The sequence below is a fragment of the Marinomonas sp. CT5 genome (assembly GCF_018336975.1).
GTDB lineage: Bacteria > Pseudomonadota > Gammaproteobacteria > Pseudomonadales > Marinomonadaceae > Marinomonas.
Map to the genome: position 1 here is coordinate 3,376,871 of NZ_CP025572.1, position 26,191 is coordinate 3,403,061.

Below are 26,191 nucleotides of genomic sequence, written 5' to 3' on the forward strand. Positions count from 1 at the left end.
GCTAATTAAAACAAGATACAAAAATCAATCTACATCAATGCCACTTTCTCGCATTTTAGCGATTTTATAGCGTAAAGTTCTAGGACTAATACCAAGCTGATCAGCTACCACTTTACGTTTACCATTTGCATCAACAAGGGCTTGCGCAATAATTCGGAACTCATGCTGTTGTACCCCTTTGCCAAGAATTGACGCGGCACTGTCTTCCTCTACTGACGGTTCCTCTACCTGAGCAGATAAACTCATCATATCAAATGCGATATGATCCTCGTTTATCTGCGCGTTAGGACTCAAAATCAAAGCCCGCTGAATCACATTATCGAGTTCACGAACATTGCCTGGCCAAGGGTGAGACTCTAATTTACTTTGCGCTGAAGGTTTTAACATAGCGCCAGATATGCGCATTTTAGCCGCATGTTTCGCAAGGAGATGTTCAGCTATAGGTAAAATATCACCTTTACGATCACGAATTGGCATCCAGCGTAAAGGAAAGACATTCAGTCGGTAATATAAGTCTTCCCTAAAGCCACCTTCTTTAACATAATCCGCTAAGTCTCGGTTAGTTGTCGCAATAATACGCACATCCAAAGGGATAGACTTTTTACCACCAAGCCGCTCTACTTCTTGCTCCTGGAGAACACGCAGCAACTTGGCTTGTAAGCCAACATCCATCTCAGTAATTTCATCAAGTAGTAAAGTGCCACCATTCGCCTGTTCAAACTTACCCGCTTGTGAAGAAACAGCCCCCGTATAAGCGCCTTTTTCATAGCCGAACAAAATGGCTTCAAGCATATTTTCAGGTATAGCCGCACAGTTTATTGCAACAAAAGGTGCATTAGGTCGACTTGAGTTTTGATGTATATAATGCGCCAAGACTTCTTTACCCGTCCCACTCTCACCACAAATAAGTACAGTAGAATCCGTGACAGCAACCCGTTTTGCCAGCTCTAACAAAGCAATACTAGCCGGATCTTTTGCAATAGGCTGAGACGTATTGATCGGTGTAACTTTGACCGTATGTTTCGCAATGGAATTTAGCAGTTCTTCTTCTTTAAATGGCTTAAGCAAATAATCAACGGCACCATCTCGCATTGCTTCGACAGCATGAGCAATATCACCATAAGCCGTCATCAACATAATAGGTAGCTCTGGGTAAGTATCAATCACATGATGCAAGAGACCATAACCATCCATACCAGGAAGATTAACATCCGACACAACCATATCAAATTGACCGTGCTTTAAGGCAATGATCGCTTCTTCGGCACTATAAACCATTTTACATTGGTAACTGGCTAACATCAGTGTATCTTCCAATGCCTCAGCCAAGCCGACATCATCTTCAACAATCAATAATTTCACATCAGACATTTTATACCCTTACAAGAGGAAGCGTTAAACTGGCCGTAGTACCTGCCCCCTCTTCGCTGTCTATTTCAAATTGACCATGATGAGCTCTAGCAATGGCTTTAACCACCATCAAGCCCAACCCAGTTCCATGTTGTTTTGTGGTTACAAAACCTTCTTGCACATGCTCTAAATGTGCTTTCGACATCCCAACACCACTGTCTTTAAACGTCAGTGTCACATAGCCATGATTATTCCGCCAATTTAACTGCACCATATCACCAGGCGATTGTGCATCTATGGCATTATTCAAAAGATTCAGTAATGCGCCAAGTAAGGTTTCTTTATTACATTTAATACAATCGGTAGCCAAAAAAGTCGCACCACTTGCCTCCAATTGCATATTTTTTTGGTCACAAATCTCTTGGCTATGATTAATCAACTCTTTTATAAATGTTGAGACACTTATTGTCTCGTCAAGTTTTATTTCACTACGGGAAAAGATCAACATATCCCGGATTTGTTTTTCAATATTAGCTAACCTATCCACCAGTTTATTTGCAAAAGTCTGTCGCATACCGGGGGCCAAATCAGGCTTTTGTAAATGGCCTGCATAAAGCGTAGCAGAAGAAAGGGGCGTTCTAATCTGATGAGCTAATGCGGCCACCATTTTCCCCATATTGGATAACCTCTCATGGTGTGACAATTTTTTCTGCAACAAATAGGCTTCTGTCAAATCCACAAGAATCACTAACTGTCCAGGAACATTACCCAAAGAGGCGGTTTCTACTCTCACACGACGCCCACTGACCATACTAACTTCATGACCATCATCTTTTTGTGGCCGAAAGCTCAATGGAACAATTTCTCCCCATGACTGACCAACTAAGGGCAAATTAAATAAGCGGTCTGCAACAGGATTAGCCATCACTACGACGCCTTCCTCATTCAACAGAAGCACACCAACAGGCATAGACTCAAAAAGCTGCTGAAATTGCAAAACTAGAATTCGATTTTTATCCTGCTCTTGGCGCTTATCCTGTTCTAACTTTTCCAATTGCTCGTACAAGCGTGCCACTTCACTCTGGAGGTCAACATAGGATTTTGCCAATACATCAGAAGATTCGGAGAAAGCTTTAAAAGCGGCTTTAAGTTCCGCTATTTCTTCATCTTTTGTCACTAAAACTCCGATTTATCAATATTATAGCGCCGCATTTTTTCAATAAGCGTTGTGCGTTGGATTTGTAAATTCTGCGCAGCTTTTGACACAACACCTTGAGTCGACACCAAAGCTTGACGAATAAGAAGCGCTTCAAGATGACGTACATGCAAATTCAAGTTCACCCCAGCGGTCTGCGGGAAGGTATGCAACTGCTTAATTTCTTTCAACACTAAAGAAAGTACATTAGAGCGCCATGGCAAAGGGCAAAGCCAAACATTATAATCCCCTACCACTTCCAAGGACTCATTAAGAGAAATAACCGGAATCATCTCATCTAACTCACAAGATTGAATAGCCTTCCCCAATACAACAAAATCAGGCAAATGAAATGCCGTCAATGATGTGCTGTACTCAATCCCGATGAAAGTCATGATACTGGAAACACTCGACGTTTCTTCGTCATCTAAACCGCATAACCAAGCTTTCACACCACTACCTCAACCAAAAAATAAGCAATTTAAACATCACCAAATATATAATGCGTTGTTAGCGCTTACTTTCAAGTATTAACACAAAATATTATAACGCCAGAAAAAGCTCATCAAACGCCTGCGTTGAATCCTCTTCACTTTCATTCCAAGGCAAGACTCCTAAGAGTGGAGCCGACATTATAGAAGTAAGGCTAGCCAAATTTTCTTCATAACACGGCATCTTTTCAGACCCACTATTAGCAACCCAACCCGCTAATGTTAAACCATCTCTTATAATGGCTTCTGCCGTCAAAATAGCGTGATTTAAACAACCTAGCTTCATATTCACAACCAAAATAACAGGAAACTCTAGTTTTCTTGCTAAATCTGATAATAACTCTCTGTCATTTAGAGGAACCCGCCATCCTCCAGCACCTTCAACCAGAGCAAAAGCATTAGGTGTTAACAACGCACCTTTGATAAATCCCTCTAAGCGGGAAACAGTAATTAATCTACCTTCTTTCATTGCTGCAATATGAGGCGCAATAGCTTCTTCTAGCACAACAGGATTTACCTGCTCATAGGCCAACTTAACACTGCTTGCCTGTTGAATAAGCAAAGCGTCATCATTACGCAACTTACCATCAACACGATCGGCTCCGGCGGCTATTGGCTTAAGTCCTATAGACTTTAAACCCGCTCGCTGAGCGGCGTTAAGCAAACCAACAGTAACATAGGTTTTACCAGCATCGGTATCAGTACCAGTTACAAAAAAACGTTTTTTCACCTAACACTCCTAAACACGGTTTGGTCGTTGAGCCACGACAAATGCAACCTGATAACTTAGCGGGATTCCAAGCTCACTCCGCTGCCGTTCATATTCATACAAAAACGCTTTCCACTTACTAGGAGAAATAACTTGATCTCTCTCAGAAGAAATAAAACTTGCACCTACTTTTTTTAAAGAATGAATGGCACTTTCTGGTGAATCAAACCACATGGGGATGTCAGATAACGCTGAGGATAAAAGGTTCAACCCGGAAGCGGTAACATTATCGATGAGCGTATCAAACGCCACATATTGATGTATATGCTCCTTATCATCTATTCCCGACCAAGCTTTACTGATTTCTAACATAGAACCTTGGGAAAGCGTCGAGAAAACCACATAACCACCAGGCCTCACAACACGATACAACTCTTTAAATAATGCCAGTGGATTAAGACACCATTGAATGGCAAGGCTTGAAAAAACCAAATCACACACATCACTTTGAAGTGGTAAATTTTCTGCATCAGCACAAACGTAATAAGTATTTTCTAAAGTAGAGTAGCGCTCGCTTGCCGTCACTAACATTCGAGAAGACAAATCAAGAGCAATATTATAGGTAGGAGATAAGGTTTCAGATAAGGCAGTAAGAGCCTGCCCCGTTCCGGTTCCGAGATCCAGTACTACATCCGCCTTATTTAAGGGCTGCATCATCAAAAGACGATCTAAAACAATTTTCTGAAAATCTGCATAGGCATCATACGTTAGAGATGCACGATCAAAACGCTTAGCCAATTGTCGCTTATAACTGGCTGTCGATATATCAGGGGTTATTAGCATCGATAAAGTTTTCTATATGACTCACACAAGCCTCTTCATCTTCCAAAAAAGGCTGATGCGCACAATGGGACAATACAACACAATGCTGCAAAGGATTTACATCAGTTTGTTGCTCTAATGCTTTACTAGAAACCAATACATCCTTGCCACCAAATAGGTGCAAATTAGGAAGATCCAAAAGTGACCACTCCCGACGCACATCCAAAGACTTTAATAATCTAAGGCCACCAACTAGAGCAGCCCGACTCAACGTTTTCACCGGCAAAAAGCCTTGTAACCGTTTTACCAGTGCCCGTTCATTTGTTGCCCCTTTCGCTTGTAACATAACAAAACGTTTCATGCCTTCTTCTGGCTTTTGTTCAACCAAAGCCGCAAACGCATCAAAGTCTTCAACTGACATGGCATTTTCCCAACCATCCCGCTTAATAAAGCTTGGAGAGGACGCCATAGTGATCAACCCCGATACACAGCTAGAACGGCGCGCAGCTACATAGGCAGAAACCATGCCGCCAAGAGACCAACCGATCCACCAAGCCTCCTTAGGAGCGACTTCAATAAGCTGTTCAGATAGTGCATCAATATCATAGTTCGGACCAATCCGAGAACGAGAAACCCATTGTTCATTAAGAGAAACTCCCGGCAAGTTCGCAACCACAACATAAAACCGCTGACTCAAACGCACAGCAAAAGAACGCATCGCCTCTTTTGGCATTGCCCAACCCGATACCATAAAAATAGCTTGGTTAGACGAGTTTCCAAAAGTTTCTGTTTCAATACGTACTCGCATGCTGTCCCTCTATTACTGTGCGTTTAAAAAATTCGCTGTTAATACGTGTTCGAGTGAATCGCATAATAACATTAAATCTGCATCAGAGTGGGCAGCACTTAAGGTAATTCTTAATCGGGCACTTCCTGCCGGTACGGTCGGCGGACGAATGGCCGTACACCATACCCCAAGCACTTTCAGTTGTTCACTAATTTCAATGGCCGCCTTGCTATCACCAATAATAATTGGCTGAATCGCCGTATTAGAGGGCATCAGCTCTACAGGTAGCGATTCAACCCGTTGGCGGAAATACGCGATATGTCTAGCTAACTTAGCTCGCCTTTCCTGACCTTCAGGCGACTGAATTAACTGTAAAGAGGCCAAAGTAGCCCCTGCAATCGCTGGTGACATGGCTGTGGTGTACACATAAGGGCGAGCAAACTGCGTGAGATAGTCAGCATAATCATGCGAGGTGGCAACAAAAGCACCCGCTGTACCAAACGCCTTGCCGAATGTCCCCACTAAAATAGGCAAACTCTTTGCTTCCAAGCCTTCTAAAGACAGACAACCTCTGCCACGTTCACCAATACAGCCCAGCCCATGAGCATCATCTACCATGAGCATCCAACCATACTGATTTGCTAGCTGAGACAATTCAGCCAAAGGGGCAATATCACCATCCATGCTAAATACCCCATCCGTCACTAACAGCCCCGTTGACGAAGATTTAGAAAGCAGCTTACTTGCACTCTCCACATCACCATGCAGATAACGGCGCAAAGGCGCTTGCGCCAACAGGGCACCATCAATCAGAGAGGCATGATTTAACCTATCTTGCACAACAGGACGATGCTTATCCGCTAGAGCCGAAATCACACCGAGATTCGCCATATAGCCAGTACTGAACAGCATCACCCGCTCATAACCTAGCCAATCCGCTAAGGCTTCTTCAAGCGCTTGATGAGGTACTAAATGACCACATACCAAATGAGATGAACCACCACCCACACCATACGTTCGCGCGGTGTTGGACATGGCCTCAATTAATTTAGGGTGATTAGCCAACCCCAGATAATCGTTCGAACAAAACGCCGTGTAATTTTGGGATTGTATTTTGGTATGTGGCGTTTGAGAACTCTCCAGCGTTATCGTTCGGCGCATCAAGTCTCTTTCACGGCGCTCATCAAGCGCCGACGACATCCAATCTGGCGTATTAAACGCTGGCTTCATAAAACAGCTTAGACTCTTCTTGCTTGACGACTTGAGCAGCAATCGCTTCGGCAACAGCCGCATCCGAATGCTCTTCACGTTTCTCAGGGTTAATGCCCAAGTTCGCAAATAAAGCCATGTCTTTATCGGCTTCTGGATTACCTGTGGTAAGCAGTTTCTCTCCATAGAAAATAGAGTTCGCCCCAGCCATAAAACATAAAGCCTGCGTTTGCTCGCTCATACCTTGACGGCCAGCAGATAATCTAACATGGGACTTAGGCATCAAAATGCGCGCCACAGCAATAGTGCGGATGAATTCAAAGGTATCTAAATCGTCCACATTTTCCAGTGGCGTTCCTTCCACTTTCACCAACATATTAATTGGCACACTCTCTGGGTGTGGAGTCATTTGAGAAAGTTGACGCAACAAGCCCACTCGATCCTTTTGCTCTTCTCCCATTCCCATAATACCGCCACAGCAAAGCTTAATACCTGAATCACGGACACGAGAAAGCGTATCTAAACGATCTTGATAAGTACGAGTCGTAATGATGCTGTCGTAGAATTCTGCTGACGTATCTAGGTTATGATTGTAGTAATCCAAGCCCGCCTCAGATAAACGCTTCGCTTGCTCATCATTCAAGGAACCCAAGGTCACACAAGACTCTAAGCCTAACGACTTAACACCTTTAATCATCTCTAACACATAAGGAAAATCTTTTTCGGAAGGGTGTTTCCAAGCTGCGCCCATACAGAAACGGCTTGCACCTTTTTCTTTTGCCAAAGCCGCTTCTTCTAGCACCTTTTGCACTTCCATTAATTTTTCTTTTTCAAGTTCTGTATTGTAATGCCCACTTTGCGGGCAGTACTTACAGTCCTCAGGACAAGCGCCCGTTTTAATCGATAAGAGCGTGCTGACTTGCACTTCATTTGGCGCAAAGTTTTCTCTATGGACAGTCTGAGCGCGAAACATCAAATCCATGAAGGGCAAATCAAACAAGGCTTTGATTTCCGCATGAGTCCAATCAAAACGCGGTGCACTCACATTATTTGTAGACATACTTAGAGACATAGTATCCTCAATCCAGAAAAGAATAATGGAGCAATACTAATGGACTGGATGAAACTGTCAACCACAAAAATAACAAAGGTTTACCATAGGGTATTTTTTAACCACTGCTATCTATGCAACAACGACACACCACACACTCTCTGCAAGTTCTGCCAACAAGGACTTCCCACCAACCTAAATCATTGCAAACACTGCAAACGCCCTACTCAGTACCATACTAATTTGTGTGGTAACTGCCAAACTAACCGCCCTTCTTATCACACCTGTATTGCCCCTTATCGATTTGAAGGCATCATAAAAACTCTCATCCATAGCATCAAATTCAATCAAGGCATTCACTACATACGCCCGCTCACCTACCTTTTGAGCGAACATCTGCTTGAGACATATTCCTGCGACCAATGGCCTGAGCAAATCTTTTACGTTCCTAGCCATCCTAAACGAATTAAAGAGCGCGGCTTTTGCCAAACAAAAGCCATGACCAATCAATTAGTCAAATACCTTAAACAGCACCTGAATGAAAAGTGCCCATCACTTCCAAGAAACAACCCACTAAAAAAAATTAAACACTTAGCTGCACAGCACTCACTGAGTCGAAAAGAACGACTCAAGAGTCAAAAAAACAGCTACCAACTTGATAGACCTATTCCTAAGCACGTCGCCTTATTTGACGATGTAATGACGACAGGAAGCACTATAGAAAACTGCACAAACCTCCTACTGAAAGCTGGCGCTGAAAGAGTCGATATATGGGTGATTGCTCGAACGCCTGATAAAGAACACTCAGTTAAATTAAGTGAACCGGCCTAGCCACAGCAGGCACCTTTGTTTACTATGCCTCCAACAAAGCAATGGTGTACCTCATGAAAACGGATCAAAACTACCTAGATTTAGACAAGCAACTTCTGTGGCATCCCTACACATCTATGAGCAACCCCAGCCCGCATTTTCTTGTTGAAAAGGCCTCAGGCTGTGAGATAACCCTAAGTAATGGGCGCACACTCATCGACGGCATGTCATCTTGGTGGAGCGTCATTCACGGCTACAACCACCCCACCATAAATAGCGCTATTCAAGAACAACTATCGCAATTCTCACACGTAATGTTTGGCGGCCTAACCCATAAACCAGCCATTGATCTTGCTGAAAAGCTGATCGCTATTACACCTACAGATCTGCAGCGAGTGTTTTTCTCCGACTCAGGCTCAGTCTCGGTGGAAGTCGCCTTAAAAATGGCTATTCAGTACTGGAATACTCAAGGCAAGCCAAGCAAACAATTCTTTGTCACTCCTAAAAGTGGCTACCATGGTGATACCTTTGCCGCCATGTCAGTTTGCGATCCAGAAAATGGCATGCACAACTTATTCGCTGCCGCACTCACTCAGCAATACTTCATATCGCCACCGCCCACAGGCTTAGACACAGCGATCAAGAGCGAGTATCTAGACGAGATTCGTAAGATGTTCGAAGAAAATCATCAATGTATAGCCGGCTTCATCATTGAGCCAGTGGTACAAAATGCGGGGGGCATGCGGTTTTACAATCCAGAGTATTTAAATCAAATACGCGCACTGTGTGATGAGTTCGACATATTGTTGATTTTCGATGAAATTGCCACAGGTTTTGGCCGCACTGGAAAGCTTTTCGCAACAGATCACACCAATATCTGCCCAGATATCATGTGTGTAGGCAAAGCCTTAACGGGTGGTTACATGACACTGGCCGCCACACTCACCAACGACAAAGTAGCCCTTGGCATCAGCCATGAAGGCGGTGTGTTCATGCACGGCCCCACGTTCATGGGAAACCCGCTTGCTTGTTCTGCTGCGAACGCCAGCCTAGCCCTTCTAGACGAATACAATATTCCAGAAAAAATAACCCAACTAGAAAACTGGATGAAAGCGGCACTCATAAGATGCGAAGAGCTTGAACAAGTAAAAGAGGTACGCTGCCTAGGCGGCATTGGAGTAGTTGAATTACATCACCCGATTAACCTGCATGATATTCAACCAAAATTCGTAGAGCTTGGCGTGTGGATAAGACCCTTTGGTAAACTGATTTATCTCATGCCACCTTACATCATCAGCGAAGAACAAATCCAAGCACTTGGTAAAGCCATTTACCAAGTCACAAACACTCTTCCACACTAAACAAAATGGCCTTTGAGAAAAATCCTCAAAGGCCATTTTCAGTCAATTTGCATTACATGATTTATTGTTTCATGCGTTCTGCCAAATTACCTTGTTCGTATGCTTCTTCTTCAATATGACTAATATTGATCACAATATTTTCAGCCCGCTCAATACTATCAATACTTAAAGCATCTACATCCTGCATCTTATCATTCAAATCTCGAGCAACATTAGCCTGCTCTTCCGAAGAGACATTAATTTGTGCCGTCATATCCACTACCTGCTTGATAGCCGCTTCAATATCGCTCATTTTTTGCGCCACTTTAGCGACACTATCAACGCCCTCTTGCGCGACTGCGGTACCCTTATCAATAGTATTAGTAACATCCAAAGTATTTTTCTTTAACTCTTCCGTCATACTATTAATATTTTGTGTCGCATCCTGAGTTCGTATCGCCAATGCTCTGACTTCATCTGCCACCACAGCAAACCCTCGACCAGCTTCACCAGCTCGAGCGGATTCAATAGCAGCATTTAACGCTAATAAATTGGTTTGCTCAGCAATGCCACTAATAGAGTTCACCACTTCATTAATACTGTCACTTCGTTCAGCCAAAATAGCAACAACGGCTTTGGCATCAGAAATGTCCTTATAAACTTGTCGCATCGTGTCACCGGTTTGCTGGGCGAGCAAGCGACTCTCACGCGATAACTCACCAACCGACTCTGTCGCTTCGACAGTCACATGAATATGATCAGCCACATGAGTCACACTAGACAACAACTGAGAGCTGGCCGCCACCACATCCTGAAATGTACTTCGTTGTTTATTAAAATTGGCCAGATTGGTTGTGACACTTGCCTTAGCTTCTGAAGCTCGATTACTCAGCTGAGCCGCCCCCTCCTTCAAACGATAGCGAAACGTTTCAGCAGCGGCATCTTGATGAATATGGGCAAAAGGGATCGCGGCTTTTAAACCAACACTCTTAATATAGAGATACTGACCAATAGGGTTATGCGCCTCTTCGGGTAAAGCGGCAGCAGTTTTATCTAATGACTGACTTTGCATCCATGACAAGATAAAACCAACTAACGCAGAAACACCGCCAGCAATTTGCAACACAAGCGAGTCAGTCAGCATACTTGTCAAAGCAAGTAAAAGAAAAAGCATCAACACAGGCCAAGTATGGTTATTAAAATAGGCCAACAGCTTAGTCTTAGTCGGAACTAAGCCTTTACCAGCGTTGATACGATCATAAATACTTTGGGCATGGACTATTTCCTCTCGCGTAGCTTTGCGCCTTACCGATTCATAGCCAATAATTTTTTGATTATCGAGCAGAGGGCTCACATGAGCACTCACCCAATAATGATCGCCGTTTTTACAACGATTTTTCACCAACCCCATCCAGCTGTTACCTTTCTTTAGATTTGCCCACATATCAGCAAATACAGCAGGAGGAACATCCACATGACGAATCAAATTATGTGGCGCACCTATCAACTCTTCTCGTTCATAGCCTGCCACTTCGCAAAAAACATCATTAACAAACGTAATGCGTCCTTTCACATCAGTACTAGACACTAAAACATAGCTATCAGGAAAATCATTTTCTTTATTTGTTACTGGCATTTTTCGCATAAACAACTCTCAATTTTTTCTATTACTTATTTTTATAAAACCAACTAGCGCTGCTATTCACAATCAATCACAAAAATACATTAGTAGATGTTATTCGTCATCAAAATCTCGGTAGGCATCCGGCGCCAAATCTTCAAAGCGAGTGTATTTACCTACAAAGGCCAATCGACACGTACCAATAGGACCATTACGTTGTTTACCGATAATGATCTCTGCGATGCCTTTATGAGGCGTATCCTCGTGATACACCTCATCTCGGTATACAAAAGAAATAACATCGGCATCTTGCTCAATCGCACCAGATTCACGCAAATCTGAGTTAACCGGACGTTTATTTGGCCTATTCTCCAAACTACGGTTCAGCTGAGAAAGTGCCACCATAGGACAGTCCATCTCTTTAGCAATAGCCTTAAGAGAACGAGAAATTTCAGAAATTTCATTGGTACGACCTTCTGTAAAACCTGGAATTTGCATCAACTGAAGGTAATCGACCATTATCATGGCAACACCACCGTGCTCGCGAGCAATTCGCCTTACACGTGAACGCATTTCTGTCGGACTTATACCACCTGTGTCATCAATGAAAAGCTTACGGTCTTTGAGCATTTTCACCGCTGACATTAACTTATCCCAATCTTCTTGAATCAACTGCCCAGAACGCATTCGTGTCTGATCAATTCGCCCAAGAGAAGACAACATACGCATCATAAGAGACTCGGACGGCATCTCCAAACTAAACACAATGACAGGTTTATCACTGATCATCGCGGCATTTTCAACCAAATTCATCGCAAAAGTTGTTTTACCCATGGAAGGACGACCAGCAACTATAATCAAATCAGCAGGTTGCAAACCAGCAGTCATCGCATCTAAATCGGTGAAGCCAGTACTTAACCCTGTGATACCACCATCTTGATGATATAGCTCATCGATCTTATCAACCGTAGCACTCAGAATATCGGCCGCAATACGTGGTCCACCTTTTTTCTCGCCACCCTCTGCGATTTGAAAGATTTTTCGCTCAGCTTCATCCAATACCTCTGCCGCCGTCATACCTTCTGGGTGAAAAGCACGAGCAGAGATATCATTCGTTGTTGAAATAAGACGACGCAAAATAGAACGCTCACGAACAATATCGGCATAGGACGCGATATTGGATGAACTAGGAGTCGCTTCGGCTACTTCAATCAAGTAAGCCATACCACCAATGGATTCTAGGTCACCACGCTTATCCAATTTCTCGCCAATGGTTACCACATCAATGGGTTCAGACTCATCTGCCAAGCGAGCAATAACCGTAAAAATGGCTTTATGCTCAGGGCGGTAAAAATCATCAGCAATCACCAGCTCGGACACTTTTTCCCAGGCTTGCGGATCAAGCATTAATCCGCCAACAACAGAACGCTCTGCTTCAATGGAATACGGTGGTAATTTAATAGAAGCGACTTCAGAATCATTTAGTTGCACGCAAAACACCCATATTAAAGAACGGAAAATTTGAGGAAAGTTAGCTTATCACGCCCATAAAAAAAGGGCATCTTGCATATTAACAAGATACCCTTATTAGAAAGTAGAAAAAGTGTTTACTTTTCTCTTTCTTCAAGCAATTTGTCTAGCAAATTACTCAGCAACAACAGACAAAGTAACAGTTACAACAACTTCTGAATGAAGCTGAATGTCTACTTCGAAAGAACCTGTGTGACGAATCGCACCTTCAGGAAGGCGGATTTCAGATTTTTCTACAGCTACTTCAGCAGAAATAACTTCAGCGATATCACGAGTACCGATTGAACCGAAAAGCTTACCTTCATCACCAGCATTTGTAGTGATAGTGAAAGTTTTGCCTTCTAGCGTCTGACCACGAGCTTCAGCCGCTGCTTTACGCTCAGCCGCCTTTGCTTCTAGTTCGATACGACGCTCTTCAAAGCTAGCCAAGTTAGCTTTAGTTGCCATTACAGCTTTTTTGTTTGGAATCAAAAAGTTACGAGCATAGCCTGGCTTAACAACTGCAACGTCACCAATACCGCCTAGCTTGTTTACTTTGTCGAGTAGAATAACTTCCATCTCGATCACCTCTAATTAATCATTAGCTATCACTTGAGTTGGACGCCTTACCTTGGATTCTAGAACGAATATCGACAAAGCTATCAATCACACACAGTGTGACCAAGATATTTGCAAAATATACATTCAAAACAAAAAATCCCACAAGGTAAAATGCGATCAGTCCAACAACCCCAATTTCTTTTTTTGCTAAAACACCATGCACTAATGCAAGCCCCGGCAAGACTAAAGCAGGTACAGCAGCTTGAGAGAAAATACTAAAGGATCCGCCTAAGCTCTCACCAATTAATATCATTCCACCCAGAACCAAACTGAATGCTACTGGCAATCTTAATTGATGAAATTCAGCGCGGAATCCGCCTGGATTATAGAGTCCTGCTTGCCATTTTCTGGCCAAAAATAAAGAGAGAATAGCAATCACCACTTGAAAGATGGATATTGCCATTACGGCTTGACTAAAAATCAAATCTTTATCAGGAGCTTCAACGCCTTCTGAAGTCAAAACCTTCTGAACTAACGTAACCGCTAGATTAAGAACATCTGCCATCAAAATAGGTTGAAGCAGAGAACTAATAACCGCCAAAAAACTGCCGACTAAAAGCACCCAACTCCATGATATTGTTGACCTGAGCAAACAACTCAACAACATCACATCAATCAACACCATAAGTGCCGTTGCATCACCTTGAATTATCCATAGCACTAATGCTGGCAGACAACCCCAAGCTAATACAGGTATTCCTTCTTTTACACCTTTACGAAGCACCACCAACCCTAAGATTGTAGCAGCCAACCAAAACATCAAAGGGATCAAACCAAACACCATAACACCAACAATGGCATTAAAGCGTTTTTTCATTACCCATTTGGCTAAACCACTCATAGAAGCACTTCTTTCAGCCAATTAATTAAAGTGGCTGTCAGTGTAAGGAAGTAAAGCAATGTAGCGAGCGCGTTTGATTGCAGTCGCTAGCTGACGCTGGTAACGAGCCTTAGTGCCAGTAATACGGCTAGGTACGATTTTACCAGTTTCAGTGATGTAACCTTTCAGTGTGTCTAGATCTTTGTAATCGATCTCTTTAACGCCTTCTGCAGTGAAACGGCAGAACTTACGACGACGGAAAAAACGAGCCATGAGTGTCTCCTAATAAAAATAAATTAATCTTCAGATTCTTCAGAAACTTCTTCAGAATTGTCCTGGTTACGCTCTTCACGTTGAGGAGCAGAACGACGATCTTCACGACCTTCAGAAGCTTTAATAGGAGATACGTCAGTTACCGCATCTTTACGACGAATCACCAAGTTACGGATGATGGCATCGTTGTAGCGGAAAGTGTCGTTTAATTCAGACAAAACACTGTCAGAACACTCAATGTTCATAAGAACATAGTGTGCTTTGTGAATTTTGTTAATTGGGTAAGCAAGTTGACGACGACCCCAATCTTCTAGACGGTGAACTTTACCACCATCTTCAGTGATTAGATTAGTGTAACGCTCAACCATTGCTGGTACTTGCTCGCTTTGATCTGGGTGAACCAGAAAGACGATTTCATAATGACGCATTTAAGCTCCTTATGGGTTCTTAGTCTCCACGCTTCCCCTGTTAAAAAGCTGTGAGACAAGGAGTATTGATTTACAGGGACGCGCATTATATAGCACTAGTGAGTAAGAAGTAAACGAAATACACGCTAAGATCCAAAAGCAAACGGATATTGTATTTACACCCTCAGTAGAAGCCCATAAAATCAAAACCAATTAAACCTACTAAAAGATACGGACATTATGAAAAAAGCATTATTCGCAATCTGTCTATTGATACCGGTTACGACTTTAGCCGAAACAAAGCTGGGGGTCATCGGCGCCAAATCACAATCAATCTATAAAGCGACAGACTCGAATTCTGTTTCTCTTCCTAGTATATCTTATGAAGGTGAAAATTTTTTCTTACGATTACCTGATATTGGCTACCGTTTTTTTCCAAGGCGCTCTTTTCAAAACGTTGCAGTTGGCTTGTCTTATGATGCCTCGACGTTTGACCCCAGTGAGGCGAATGATATAAATATGCGCAAATTGGACGATAGAGATGCCAGCGTTATGGCGTTCGCCTCCTATCGAATAGGATTTATCAGCACCAAGCTTTCACAGGACATTAGCGGCAAACATGACGGCTATTCAGCTAAAATAGCTTTGGGGTTCCCTATTCCAGTTGGAATGTGGAGGATTATACCTTCTCTTTCTTACGAGTTTATGGACAGTAAAATGAGTAATCATTTATTTGGCGTTTCACAAAAAGAGTCAACAAATACTGGTGGCGCCATTTCTAGCTATGATTCAGGCTCCGTTTCGAAAATCCAATATGGAGTAAGAGGAGTCTATCCTATCACTACTAGCACCAATATCATGCTTGGTGTCAGTCGCACAAAATATGACGATAGCATTCTAAAGAGTCCAATTATTGAACGCGATGAGACAACCTCTCTTCTTGCTGGAGTCATTTTTAGTTTTTAGCACTCTACAAAACATTTCTCTCGAGAAATAAATCCGCAATTTTAGAGTCATTTGGAATTCAATAATGAATAAACTCTCTAACAATGCTCCAGCCATGCCATTTGGTTTCGAGACAGTTTCATTGTGGAATTACTCTTTTAGACTTTAATCTAACGCAAACCAAACCATCAACTTAATATTCTTTTCTCTTTTTTTGTTCATTGTTTGGCGTGCCCAATGAATGGGAGAAGCAAACTTTAAATTCAACACCTATTGGATTCGCCAGCCTTCTCGTTGGCCTATTCATTCAAAATAGACAGACAACAAAAATATCAGTCAAAACCTTAAGTAAGGATTACACATGCCAGCTTTCATTTATTTATTACTGCCAATACTTTTTTGGTCAGGAAATTATATCCTAGGCCGAGTACTGGTTTCTTCAGGCATCGACCCCTTTACCATATCCTTCCTCCGCTGGAGCCTTGCTTGTCTTATCATTCTTCCCTTTGCCTACAAGAAGCTATGGAAAGAAAGGAAGACTATCCAAAAAAACTGGCCCTTATTACTAATGTTCGGCTGGCTTGGAATCTGTAACTACAATTTGTTTTTATACATTGGCCTTAGCTCGACAACGGTAACCAACGCTGTATTACTCAATTCAATCATGCCAGTGATGATATTAATCACAGCACGTTTATTACTGGGGAGCAAAACGTCATGGATGCAAAATGTTGGTATTTTTATTTCTACCCTTGGTGCTATAACCATTGTTAGTCGTGGCAGTTTAGATACCTTCTTACATCTCAGCTTTTCACAAGGCGACTTATGGATTATTACCGCAGCTATCAGCTGGGCAATCTATTCAGTCATGATCATAAAGCGTCCGAAAGAAATGTCTTTAATTGGCTTCTTCGCTTGCACAGCCGTCATCGGAACTTTATTTCAAGCACCACTATTCTTTCTTTTTGGTGAAAGCCAATTGTCTAACTTTACAGCCAGCAATTGGATGGCAATCATTTATATGGGGGTATTTGCTTCAATTGGGGCATTTTTATGCTGGAACACGGGCATTCAAAAACTTGGGGCAGCGACAGCGGGACACTTCATTCATCTTTTGCCTGTATTTAGCATCAGTTTGTCGGTGATTTTTTTAGGAGAAAGCTTATTTCACTTTCATTATGTAGGTATTGCGCTGATCTTTTCTGGCATCTTTGTTGCCACTATTTTGAACAAAAAACGACTCAACTCAAAACCTAACAAGCTTGGTTAAGAAAGAGATTCCGCTCTTTCTTAACCTCTATTTTTCGCGATTCGAGTACTTATCAAAATGCTTAAAAAAATAAATAATATTCCTAAAACAGCATAAATATCTGGCACATGCCCCCAAACAGCCCACCCCCAAAAACCACTAAATACCACACCAATGTAACTCACCGGAGAAACAATACTTGCTGGTGCATAGGTGTAAGCCAAGTTGTAAAGATACATGCCAACATATAGCGTCATGGTAACCGCAGCCACCCAAGGCCATACAGCAAAAGGTAAAACTAAAGAATTACCTTGTACTAACATCAGCGGTAAAGACAATATCGTCGATACTAAAAAATACACAAATAACGTTTCTTGTCCCGTCACCTGCTGCGACAGCATGCGCGTCGTCACCATAGACAAAGCCAAACCTATAGCAGAAAGAAAGCCAACAATATGCCAAGGGTTTAGGTGATCAGGGGTAGGCTGAATAACAAATGCCACACCAACAAAACCAATAATAAGCGGCAACCAACGAGCTTTTGGAATTTTAATTCGATGCAATATCAATACAACAAATGGAACGCACAAAGGTGCACACGTTCTAAGTAAGGACGCCTCTACCAGAGGAATATGATTCAATGACCAATAATAAAAAAGAAAGCCTAAAAAGCCACCAAAACTACGCAGAAAATGCACTCGCCAAACAGAAGCTGACCGCTTCTGCCAGCGACCTCGCATTTGAGGAAAAAGTATTAATACGCAAAAAAAGCTTTGCCAGAAAACCAAAGTGGAAACGGCAATCATGGTTTGAGCCTGTTTAGCGGCCAAGGCTGTAAGCGACATGACAAACGCATAAGCGATTGTCATCAAAATCCCTTTCTTTAATAACTCATTATCATCTAACAATTTAGTCGCTCTTATAATCCATACAAAATAGAGACAAGATTTAACCTAATCATGAAAGTTTGTCGAGCATTACTCCCCTTTAATGCTAGGTATAACCAAGATAACGAGAAAAAAGCGGATGAGGCTCAGTTTGAGATAGGACAGATACAGGTTCATGTGCAATAACACAACCCCGCTCAACTAACAAAACTTGACCACCAACTAGACTGGCTTCTTGAGGTAAATGCGATACTAACAAAGTCGTTAACCCCAGCTCTGAAGTAACGTCATTAACCAAGTAGAGCATCTCTTCACGCAATGCTGGGTCCAAAGCACTGAAAGGCTCATCAAGCAACAAAATAGGCTTTTCTCTTACTAAGGCCCGTGCAATAGCAACTCGCTGAGCCTGCCCCCCAGACAAAGCTTGCGGAAAACGATCAGCTTTATCTGTTAACTGTGTTTTTTGTAGAGCCCACTGGACCCTCTCTTTTTGCTCATCACTCAAAGCAAGAGAAGGAGATAAACCAATTGCAACATTTTGCCAGACAGTCAATTGCGGGAATAAGTTATCACTTTGAAATAGCGTTGATATTGGCCTTTTATAAGCAGGCAAAGAAAGCAGAGACTCGCCGTTGAAATAAAGTTCTCCGCGACCATCCAAAAAACCTCCCAACAAATGTAAAAGAGTACTTTTTCCTTCACCACTTCCACCAAGCAAGGTAGTCACACCAGGAGAAATGTCCACACAATAATTTGCATGAAATCCCTCCCAATCATACTGAAGGTTAATTTTTAACATGTGCTCTTACTCCACCAATAAAGCGAGACGAACAATAAAACAAAACTAAGCACAGAGAAATTAACACCACAGCGACACAAGCACCTTCTTCTAACTTATAAGAACCAATCAGTTGAAATAAATACAATGGCAAAGACACCAATCCCTGACTACCAAATAGCGCAATCACCCCCATATCACCCAAAGAAAGCAATAGAGCATAACCAAAGGCTTGAGCAACACTGGTACGAATTAGTGGCCACTCTAACCACCATCGCGACCAAGACTGAATCCCTAAGCTCACATACACATTTCGAAAACGCCGCTCTTGCTGGTACATCACTGGTATCAACGCCCGCAGAACAAAAGGCAAGGCCATTACAGCATTGACCCATACCACAATCCAATAACTCGATTTAAATCCCCAACCCAAATCACGTAATGTCAAAAATAATCCCGTAGCAATGACCAATCCAGGCACCATTAAAATCATGTTCCCTAGGTGCTCGATTTTACTGGGTAAAAAAGCAAAATATTGACGAGCCATACAAAAACGCGCTAACACCCCAAAACAAATGCCAAGTAACACACTGACTAATGCAGCAGGAACGGCAATCTGCAATGAAACCAACGTAGCCTTCCATAAAGCAACTGACTGCAATGTATCCATAAAAATGGGAGAAAAGACGGGATCAAAAATAGCCAAAAAAGGCGGAACAACTAATATAAACGTACAGAACAAGGCAAAACTATCTGCCAACTTAGCCCAAAAAGAATCTTTAAGCGCATAGCCTTTTACCGCAATTAAACTCACATCCTGACGGTTGACTGGCGCAATCCGATATACAATCACCGCAAAAAGAGTACATATCGACACCTGAAGTAAAGCTAAAAAGCTGGCCTTATTTAAGTCAAAATCAAATCGAAGCGCTTGATAAATCGCCACTTCCAAAGTACTAAACTTTGGCCCTCCCCCTAAACTCAACACCACAGCAAAGCTTGAAAAGCACAACATAAAAATCAGCACAAAAGCGCCAGGAAGCACCTTTTTAATATAGTGCCATTCAATCCAACGAAAAGACGCCCAGCGAGAAAATCCCAACTGCGAAGCTTGGCGCCACTGTCCAGAAGGAATCAAATCATAACCCTGCAATAAAAACCGAACCGCTAAAGGCATATTAAAAAACACATGAGCCAATAAGATCCCAACCAAGCCGTACAAGGGAATTTGCACACCTATCAATTGATTCAACCATCCAGTGCGCCCATACACCACCACTAAACCTAAAATCGCCACAATGGTCGGTACCACCATGGAAACTGCAAACAGTTGCAGCAAAGCAGCGCGTCCAAAAAACTGTCGGTGAATTAGACAAGAAGCAACAGGAATAGCAATAAGCAAACTGATACCACTGCTTAGTAATGCTTGCCATAGAGAAAAACGTACAACACGCCAAAGATAAGGCTGCTGTAGATAGCCAAGCCAAGTTGGCAAATCGCTATAACGCAAAAGAGCCGCCAAGCTGGCCGCTCCCATAAGTAAGAAAAAGCCGACGCCCAATAACGCCGGCATTAATCCTTTTATAGCTCGAAAATAAAGCAACTTAACGTCTATTATTGAGTCGTGGCATTTAACCACTCATCAATCCAAGCTTTACGATTTTGCGCAACCTGCTTTGCAGGTAGAACCAAGTTTTTTGCAGGTTTTAATGCACTATCAAAAGCGGCTGGTAGCTTTTCATCTAGTTTAATTACAGGCAACATCCAGTTCCCAGTTGCTACCGTTGATTGAAAACCTGGCTGTAAAATAAACTGCATAAAACGTTTCGCTAGAACAGGATGAGGAGCATTTTCCATCATCGCCGCTACTTCAATTTGCGGATACAAACCTTCACTAGCCGGTGCCGCTTTATATTTATCCTCACCTTCAGCAACAACATGATACGCAGGTGATGTCGTATAACTCAGCACAACATCGGCCTCACCTTTCAAGAACAAACTGTACGCATCAGACCAACCTTTAGTAACCGTGACAGTATGCGAGGCAAGGCGCTCCCAAGCGTCAGCGGCTTCATCTCCATATACCGATTTCATCCATAACAACAAACCAAGCCCAGGTGTACTGGTTCGTGGATCCTGATAAATGACTCGAAGGTTTTGATTATCAACAACCTCTTGCAAACTCGTTGGTGGGTTAGGCAGCGTTTCAGAGTTATAAATGAAGGCAAAATGACCTTGATCAAATGGCACAAAGGTTTTGTCTGACCAGCCACCAGCAATTGTCACCGCTGAGGTATCCACCCCATGCTGACCAAGTAAGCCTGACTTTTTAGCCGCTTCCATTAAATTCAAGTCTAACCCTAATAAAACATCTGCTTTAGACGATTTACCTTCTAACTGAGCGCGGGACAAAATACCGCCAGATGAGTCCAAGGCGACAAAGTTTACTTCGCAGTCACACTCTTTTTCGAAATTTGCTTTTATCTTAGGCCCCGGTCCCCAGTCAGATGAGAAGGAGTCATAGGTGTAAACATTGAGCGTATCTTTTGCCAAAGCAAAAGGGGAAAGTGCCAAACCTAAACTAACTAAAGAGGTCGAAAATAACGTTGTTAACGAAAATGAGTTCAAAGTGTGTCGCTCCTAAATAACGTGAGCGGCGTACAGGGGAAATGGCAAGCGATAAGGTTAAAATTACGCGCATAACCTAGCTTGCTATCTCGATTCCTACGCCAGCATGATCTGGATCAGGTTCGGTGGGTTAGCGGCTAATCCGCTTCTCAGCTTTAACATTCAAAAATGTTAAAGCACCCCATGAGATAATGAGCGTCTATTGTAAAGAGTCGATCAGCGGAAGTCCATTTCTGAAAGCACCCTGGTCACTGCTCCTTGGTTTTTTTCGGCAAAACGCATTGCTGTTTGACCAAGGCGAAAACGCTGGGAAGCTTGTCCAGCAAGATCAATGACGACTTTTCCCAGTTGCGCTTCATCTTGGCAACGAATAGCGCCATTCACTTGAAGTAGCTGATCGGTAATATCTAAAAAGTTAAAGGTATAAGGCCCTACTAAAATAGCCTTACCAAGCAAAGCGGGTTCAATCGGGTTATGACCACCGCGTTTAATTAAGCTGCCACCCACAAAGACCAAATCAGAGGCTTGATAGTAGTGTATCAACTCCCCCATTGAATCCCCAATCACAACATCAAAATTTGCCCATTGATCCAATGGAGTTTGAGTACGAAGTGTAACCCGTTCAAAATGCTGACTCGCTAATTGCTGGACAGCGTCGAAGCGTTCAGGGTGACGTGGAACCAATATTAATAATGCATCTGGATACTTTTGCTGCAAGGATTTATGGATACGTAAGAGCATGTCATCTTCTCCTTGATGAGTACTACCCCCAACCCATACGAATCTAGAACCTAACTGCCCACGCCAGTTAGCCTGGAGGACTTCTGGCGGCACATTGAGATCAAATTTAATACTTCCCGTAACGAGCACTTTTTTAGCACCTAATGCTTCAAAACGAGAACCATCTGCCTGAGCATGAGCCAAGAAGCAATCAGGTAAAGCGAACAGCGGCCGAGAGACAATCGAGAACTTTTGGTAGCGCTGAAAAGAACGATCACTTAGCCGAGCATTAACCACATCAATACGCAAACCATGTCGCTTTGCCTGCTGTAACAAGTTCGGCCAAAGTTCCGTTTCTACAATCACTAGGCGCTTACAAACCAAATTCTTAAATGCTTTCTTAACACTACAACGCCAATCCATGGGCAAATATCGGTGCTCAGCAAAAGGAAACGCCTTTTGCACCTGTTCAGCCCCTGTCGGTGTCATCGTAGTAATAAGCAGACGCTTAGAAGGATATTTTGCCCGCCATTGCGTCACCAATGGTCGTACTGCCAATACTTCACCAACCGACGCACAATGCACCCATAAATCAGCTTCAACAACAGGCCAAAAACCCAGCGCTTCTTTAGCTCGATAATGTTCATAGTTTTTTTTGAATTTGCGTACTTTCAGCAGAATAACTGGCGTCAGCAAAAATAATAAAACACGATACAACCACATATTTAAACAGTCGTTTCCGTAAATTGTTGGTTATGCAGCTGTGAATAAGCCCCATTCAAGGCAAGCAACTCACTATGAGAACCTTGCTCAATAATCTCTCCATGATCTACCACGGCAATAATATCGGCATTTTCAATGGTCGATAGTCTGTGAGCAATAGCAATCGTCGTGCGATTTTCCATTAGGTTATCGAGAGCAGACTGAATCGCTCTCTCAGACTCCGTATCCAAAGCAGAAGTCGCTTCATCCAAGATTAAGATAGGTGCATTTTTCAAAATTGCTCGTGCAATGGCGATACGCTGACGCTGACCACCAGATAGCAAGACACCATTCTCTCCCACCATAGTGTCTAAGCCACGATCCAGTTCCTGTATAAACCCCCAAGCGTTAGCCGCTTTTGCCGCTGCAATAACCTCTTCGTCACTCGCATCGCGCAAATAGCCATACGCAATATTTTCACGAATAGTGCCATTAAACAGTACAACTTGCTGGTTTACTAAAGCAATATTCGAACGTAAATCACTCAGTTTATAATCATTAATAAGAACACCATCAATATTGAGAGTCCCTTCATCAATGTCATAAAAGCGCGGAATCAGATTCGCTATTGTCGATTTGCCACTACCAGAGCGCCCCACTAAGGCCAAAGTTTTGCCAGCTGGAAGAGACAAGTTAATATTGTTTAGTGCTTTTTTATCTGCTCTAGGATATTTGAATGACATCTCTTTCCATTCAATATTTCCGCTCAACCGAACTGCTGACGTCTGCCCCTTATCCACTTCTTCTTTCAAATCTAAGAAATCAAAAATACTGTAAGAAGCAGCAATGCCTTTTTGCAAGATACTGTTCACTTCGGTTAGCTGTCTAATTGGTTTTCCTAACATGCCTGCAGCGGTCAAAAATGCAATAAAATCACCAGGAGTCATGTGCGAACTAATGGAAGGACTCAATGCAAACCAAATCAAAATCGCCATCATAATAGCGAGAATAAATTGCACTATTGGAATATTTAGAGACTTGGTCATCTCCATCTTTAATTGTGAACGACGGTTTTCATGGGCCGCATTTCGAAATCTCTTGATTTCATAATCACTGCCACCAAATATTTTTACAACTTCATGGCCTTTAATTGCCTCTGAAGCCACATCGGTGACGCCCCCCATTGCATCCTGAATGCGGGTACTTAATTTACGAAAACGCTTAGAGGCATAAGAAACAATCAAGCCAATTAGAGGGACAACCAAAAGAAATAATAAGGACAAGCGCCAGTTCATATAAATCATATAACCCAGCAAACCAATTACGGTTAGACCTTCCCGTAAAAGCACACGGATCGCTTGAGTAATAGAACCAATCACCTGTTCTGTATCATAAGTTAACTTGGCAAGTAAGCGACCCGTTGGAATGGAGTGATAATAACTAGAAGGCAAAAGAACCAATTTATCAAACATGCTGGTACGTAAATCATACACCACATTGTTCGCTACTTTAGCCATAAAATAGTTACCTAAAAAAGTCCCTACCCCTCTAGCAATAAAAACCCCCAGAATAGCCATAGGAATAAATATTCGACTATCTGAAACCTTCCCCAAAGAGACGACATCAACGATATGCTTTAATAAGGCAGCTAAAGCGGGCTCCATTGACGCGTAAATCAAATAACCCAACACGCTCAACAGTAAGTACGCCCAAGATGAACGAACATAGACCAACAAACGCAAATAGGTTTGCAAACCTGAAACAGGCGCCTTTGAACTAGGTGGCAATTCGCTATCTATCTTTTCTTTATCTTGCATCTACAAATTCGCTTTTTCGATTATAGCTGTGGTCGAATAGCCATCAACAAAAGTTAATACCTTCACATCTCCGCCATTAGCAAGTACATGATCAGCTCCAACAATCGTTTCTATTGTGTAATCTCCGCCCTTAACTAATACATCAGGTGTTAATAGTTCGATAATTTCTTTTGGAGTGTCTTCATCAAACCAAGTGACCCAATCAATTGCACCGACACCTTCTAATACCGCCATGCGATGAGCCAAATGATTAATTGGTCGTTTTTCACCTTTAAGCCGACGAACCGATTCATCCGTATTAACCGCCACCACCAACCGATCCCCCAATGCTTTAGCCTGCTTCATATAAGCAATATGACCAGGATGGAGAATATCAAAACAACCATTTGTAAAAACGATTTTCTCACCATTCATTTGCGCTAACTTAATTTGCTCAAGTAAATCTTTCGGTGAAAGTACGCCAAAATTCGTGCTATGTGAGCGCTGAAACATAATGGCTTCAAGGCGCTCCGCACTGATAGAAGCGGTGCCAAGCTTTCCAACTACATAGCCAGCGGCTTGATTGGCATATTCAACTGCATCGATAAAACGTTTACTTGTCACATAGATAGCCGTTAGAACCGCCACAACGGTATCTCCAGCGCCTGTCACATCAAATACTTCTTTTGCGGCCGTGGCGAGCGAGAATGGAGGCTTGTCATCGCTCAGTAAAATCAGACCGTCTTCACCACGTGTCACCAACAAAGCATTCCAACCGAACTGCTCTCTTAGGGCTTTTGCTTTTTCCACTAACTCTTGCGTTGAATGGCATTTACCTACAATGGTTTCAAATTCAAGAAGGTTGGGTTTAACTAATGTAGCACCTTGATAGATCGAGAAATCATTGCCTTTAGGATCAACAAAGCTTGGTACTTTCGCCACATTTGCCAACTTTATCAAAGTCTGGACGTCGGCAAGGCAACCTTTAGCATAGTCAGAAAAGATAACGGCATCAGCTTGTGGCAAACACTCTTCAACCACCTTCGCCAAAGCATCATTCTGAGAAAGACTGTCTTCCCGCTCTTCAAAATCCAAACGAATTAGTTGTTGATGGCGGCTCATTACCCGTAATTTAGTAATCGTTGGAAGTGTTTCAGAACAAACAAATCGACAAGTAACGCCGTTTTCTTCTAAACAACGTGCTAATACATCAGCATTTTCGTCATTACCAACGACACCAACTAAGGTGACTGGCACGCCTAATTTGGCCAACCCTAGAGCTACGTTCGCAGCCCCACCAGGGCGATCTTCAATTGCAGATACTTTTACCACTTGAACTGGAGCTTCAGGAGAAATACGCGACGTTCCACCATGCCAGTAGCGATCCAGCATCACATCCCCAACAACAAGAATGTGTTTATCTTTAAAATTCAAATACGAAGAGTTCATAGGCACATAATAATCGATTTTT

25 protein-coding genes and 1 riboswitch are annotated in these 26,191 nt (G+C 42.6%); of the genes, 4 read left to right on the top strand and 21 right to left on the bottom strand.

What is annotated here, in order from left to right:
• Positions 1-24: 24 nt before the first annotated feature.
• The 8 genes from C0J08_RS16230 to bioB all read right to left on the bottom strand — a co-directional run bounded on the left by C0J08_RS16230 (position 25) and on the right by bioB (position 7,623).
• Positions 25-1,371, bottom strand: a complete 1,347-nt coding sequence (locus C0J08_RS16230) for a sigma-54-dependent transcriptional regulator (RefSeq protein ID WP_212652960.1) — start codon at positions 1,369-1,371, stop codon at positions 25-27.
• A 1-nt stretch (position 1,372) separates the two neighbouring features.
• Entirely contained in the window at positions 1,373-2,527 is a 1,155-nt protein-coding gene (locus tag C0J08_RS16235; protein ID WP_212652961.1) for a sensor histidine kinase, read from the bottom strand.
• Positions 2,527-2,997 carry a helix-turn-helix domain-containing protein gene (locus C0J08_RS16240; protein WP_212652962.1) on the bottom strand — a complete coding sequence of 157 codons (471 nt, stop codon included), beginning with the start codon at positions 2,995-2,997 and terminating at the stop codon, positions 2,527-2,529. The genes C0J08_RS16235 and C0J08_RS16240 overlap by 1 nt, the downstream gene beginning before the upstream one ends.
• Positions 2,998-3,088: 91 nt before the next feature.
• Positions 3,089-3,766 (bottom strand): dethiobiotin synthase, encoded by a 678-nt coding sequence (gene bioD, locus C0J08_RS16245; protein ID WP_212652963.1) that lies wholly within the window; start codon positions 3,764-3,766, stop codon positions 3,089-3,091.
• 9 nt (positions 3,767-3,775) lie between these two features.
• Entirely contained in the window at positions 3,776-4,588 is an 813-nt protein-coding gene (gene bioC / locus C0J08_RS16250; RefSeq protein WP_212652964.1) for a malonyl-ACP O-methyltransferase BioC, read from the bottom strand.
• Entirely contained in the window at positions 4,572-5,375 is an 804-nt protein-coding gene (locus tag C0J08_RS16255; RefSeq protein WP_212652965.1) for an alpha/beta fold hydrolase, read from the bottom strand. Before C0J08_RS16255 ends, bioC begins: the two co-directional genes overlap by 17 nt.
• A 12-nt stretch (positions 5,376-5,387) precedes the next feature.
• Complete coding sequence (gene bioF / locus C0J08_RS16260; protein WP_212652966.1) at positions 5,388-6,584, bottom strand: 8-amino-7-oxononanoate synthase; 1,197 nt, start codon at positions 6,582-6,584, stop codon at positions 5,388-5,390.
• Positions 6,568-7,623 (bottom strand): biotin synthase BioB, encoded by a 1,056-nt coding sequence (gene bioB / locus C0J08_RS16265; RefSeq protein ID WP_212652967.1) that lies wholly within the window; start codon positions 7,621-7,623, stop codon positions 6,568-6,570. Before bioB ends, bioF begins: the two co-directional genes overlap by 17 nt.
• A gap of 51 nt (positions 7,624-7,674) precedes the next feature.
• On the opposite strand from bioB, the gene C0J08_RS16270 reads away from it, so the two are divergent.
• Together C0J08_RS16270 and bioA are read left to right on the top strand one after the other, a co-directional pair.
• Positions 7,675-8,445: a ComF family protein gene (locus C0J08_RS16270; RefSeq protein ID WP_212652968.1), complete on the top strand. Its 771-nt coding sequence runs from the start codon at positions 7,675-7,677 to the stop codon at positions 8,443-8,445.
• 53 nt (positions 8,446-8,498) lie between these two features.
• The gene (bioA, locus tag C0J08_RS16275; protein ID WP_212652969.1) at positions 8,499-9,785 is read left to right on the top strand and encodes an adenosylmethionine--8-amino-7-oxononanoate transaminase; all 1,287 of its coding nucleotides are present in this window, start codon (positions 8,499-8,501) and stop codon (positions 9,783-9,785) included.
• 61 nt (positions 9,786-9,846) lie between these two features.
• Here bioA and C0J08_RS16280 read toward each other — a convergent pair whose 3' ends face one another.
• The 6 genes from C0J08_RS16280 to rpsF form a co-directional block, all read right to left on the bottom strand.
• Positions 9,847-11,409 (bottom strand): methyl-accepting chemotaxis protein, encoded by a 1,563-nt coding sequence (locus C0J08_RS16280; RefSeq protein ID WP_212652970.1) that lies wholly within the window; start codon positions 11,407-11,409, stop codon positions 9,847-9,849.
• A 90-nt stretch (positions 11,410-11,499) separates the two neighbouring features.
• The gene (gene dnaB / locus C0J08_RS16285) at positions 11,500-12,876 is read right to left on the bottom strand and encodes a replicative DNA helicase (protein ID WP_212652971.1); all 1,377 of its coding nucleotides are present in this window, start codon (positions 12,874-12,876) and stop codon (positions 11,500-11,502) included.
• Between the two features lie 153 nt (positions 12,877-13,029).
• On the bottom strand, positions 13,030-13,473 hold the full coding sequence (rplI, locus tag C0J08_RS16290; protein WP_212652972.1) for a 50S ribosomal protein L9: 444 nt from the start codon (positions 13,471-13,473) through the stop codon (positions 13,030-13,032).
• Positions 13,474-13,495: 22 nt separating this feature from the next.
• Complete coding sequence (locus C0J08_RS16295; protein ID WP_212652973.1) at positions 13,496-14,356, bottom strand: hypothetical protein; 861 nt, start codon at positions 14,354-14,356, stop codon at positions 13,496-13,498.
• Between the two features lie 21 nt (positions 14,357-14,377).
• Positions 14,378-14,608 (bottom strand): 30S ribosomal protein S18, encoded by a 231-nt coding sequence (gene rpsR / locus C0J08_RS16300; protein WP_013662377.1) that lies wholly within the window; start codon positions 14,606-14,608, stop codon positions 14,378-14,380.
• A 23-nt stretch (positions 14,609-14,631) separates the two neighbouring features.
• Positions 14,632-15,036 (bottom strand): 30S ribosomal protein S6, encoded by a 405-nt coding sequence (gene rpsF, locus C0J08_RS16305; RefSeq protein WP_212652974.1) that lies wholly within the window; start codon positions 15,034-15,036, stop codon positions 14,632-14,634.
• A gap of 219 nt (positions 15,037-15,255) precedes the next feature.
• Here rpsF and C0J08_RS16310 point away from each other — a divergent pair, with 219 nt between their 5' ends.
• Both C0J08_RS16310 and C0J08_RS16315 read left to right on the top strand, forming a co-directional pair.
• The gene (locus C0J08_RS16310; RefSeq protein ID WP_212652975.1) at positions 15,256-15,981 is read left to right on the top strand and encodes a MipA/OmpV family protein; all 726 of its coding nucleotides are present in this window, start codon (positions 15,256-15,258) and stop codon (positions 15,979-15,981) included.
• 340 nt (positions 15,982-16,321) lie between these two features.
• Entirely contained in the window at positions 16,322-17,230 is a 909-nt protein-coding gene (locus tag C0J08_RS16315; RefSeq protein WP_212652976.1) for a DMT family transporter, read from the top strand.
• A gap of 20 nt (positions 17,231-17,250) precedes the next feature.
• Here C0J08_RS16315 and C0J08_RS16320 read toward each other — a convergent pair whose 3' ends face one another.
• The 7 genes from C0J08_RS16320 to hldE form a co-directional block, all read right to left on the bottom strand.
• Positions 17,251-18,117: a DMT family transporter gene (locus tag C0J08_RS16320; RefSeq protein WP_249344348.1), complete on the bottom strand. Its 867-nt coding sequence runs from the start codon at positions 18,115-18,117 to the stop codon at positions 17,251-17,253.
• Between the two features lie 85 nt (positions 18,118-18,202).
• Positions 18,203-18,895 carry a thiamine ABC transporter ATP-binding protein gene (locus tag C0J08_RS16325; RefSeq protein WP_212652977.1) on the bottom strand — a complete coding sequence of 231 codons (693 nt, stop codon included), beginning with the start codon at positions 18,893-18,895 and terminating at the stop codon, positions 18,203-18,205.
• The gene (gene thiP / locus C0J08_RS16330) at positions 18,882-20,447 is read right to left on the bottom strand and encodes a thiamine/thiamine pyrophosphate ABC transporter permease (protein WP_212652978.1); all 1,566 of its coding nucleotides are present in this window, start codon (positions 20,445-20,447) and stop codon (positions 18,882-18,884) included. Before thiP ends, C0J08_RS16325 begins: the two co-directional genes overlap by 14 nt.
• Positions 20,448-20,488: 41 nt before the next feature.
• Positions 20,489-21,502 carry a thiamine ABC transporter substrate binding subunit gene (thiB, locus tag C0J08_RS16335; RefSeq protein ID WP_212652979.1) on the bottom strand — a complete coding sequence of 338 codons (1,014 nt, stop codon included), beginning with the start codon at positions 21,500-21,502 and terminating at the stop codon, positions 20,489-20,491.
• A gap of 75 nt (positions 21,503-21,577) precedes the next feature.
• Positions 21,578-21,696, bottom strand: a riboswitch (TPP riboswitch).
• Between the two features lie 22 nt (positions 21,697-21,718).
• Positions 21,719-22,945, bottom strand: a complete 1,227-nt coding sequence (locus C0J08_RS16340; protein WP_212652980.1) for a 3-deoxy-D-manno-octulosonic acid transferase — start codon at positions 22,943-22,945, stop codon at positions 21,719-21,721.
• A gap of 2 nt (positions 22,946-22,947) precedes the next feature.
• The gene (gene msbA, locus C0J08_RS16345) at positions 22,948-24,741 is read right to left on the bottom strand and encodes a lipid A export permease/ATP-binding protein MsbA (RefSeq protein WP_212652981.1); all 1,794 of its coding nucleotides are present in this window, start codon (positions 24,739-24,741) and stop codon (positions 22,948-22,950) included.
• Positions 24,742-26,169 carry a bifunctional D-glycero-beta-D-manno-heptose-7-phosphate kinase/D-glycero-beta-D-manno-heptose 1-phosphate adenylyltransferase HldE gene (hldE, locus tag C0J08_RS16350; RefSeq protein ID WP_212652982.1) on the bottom strand — a complete coding sequence of 476 codons (1,428 nt, stop codon included), beginning with the start codon at positions 26,167-26,169 and terminating at the stop codon, positions 24,742-24,744.
• Between the last annotated feature and the right edge of the window lie 22 nt (positions 26,170-26,191).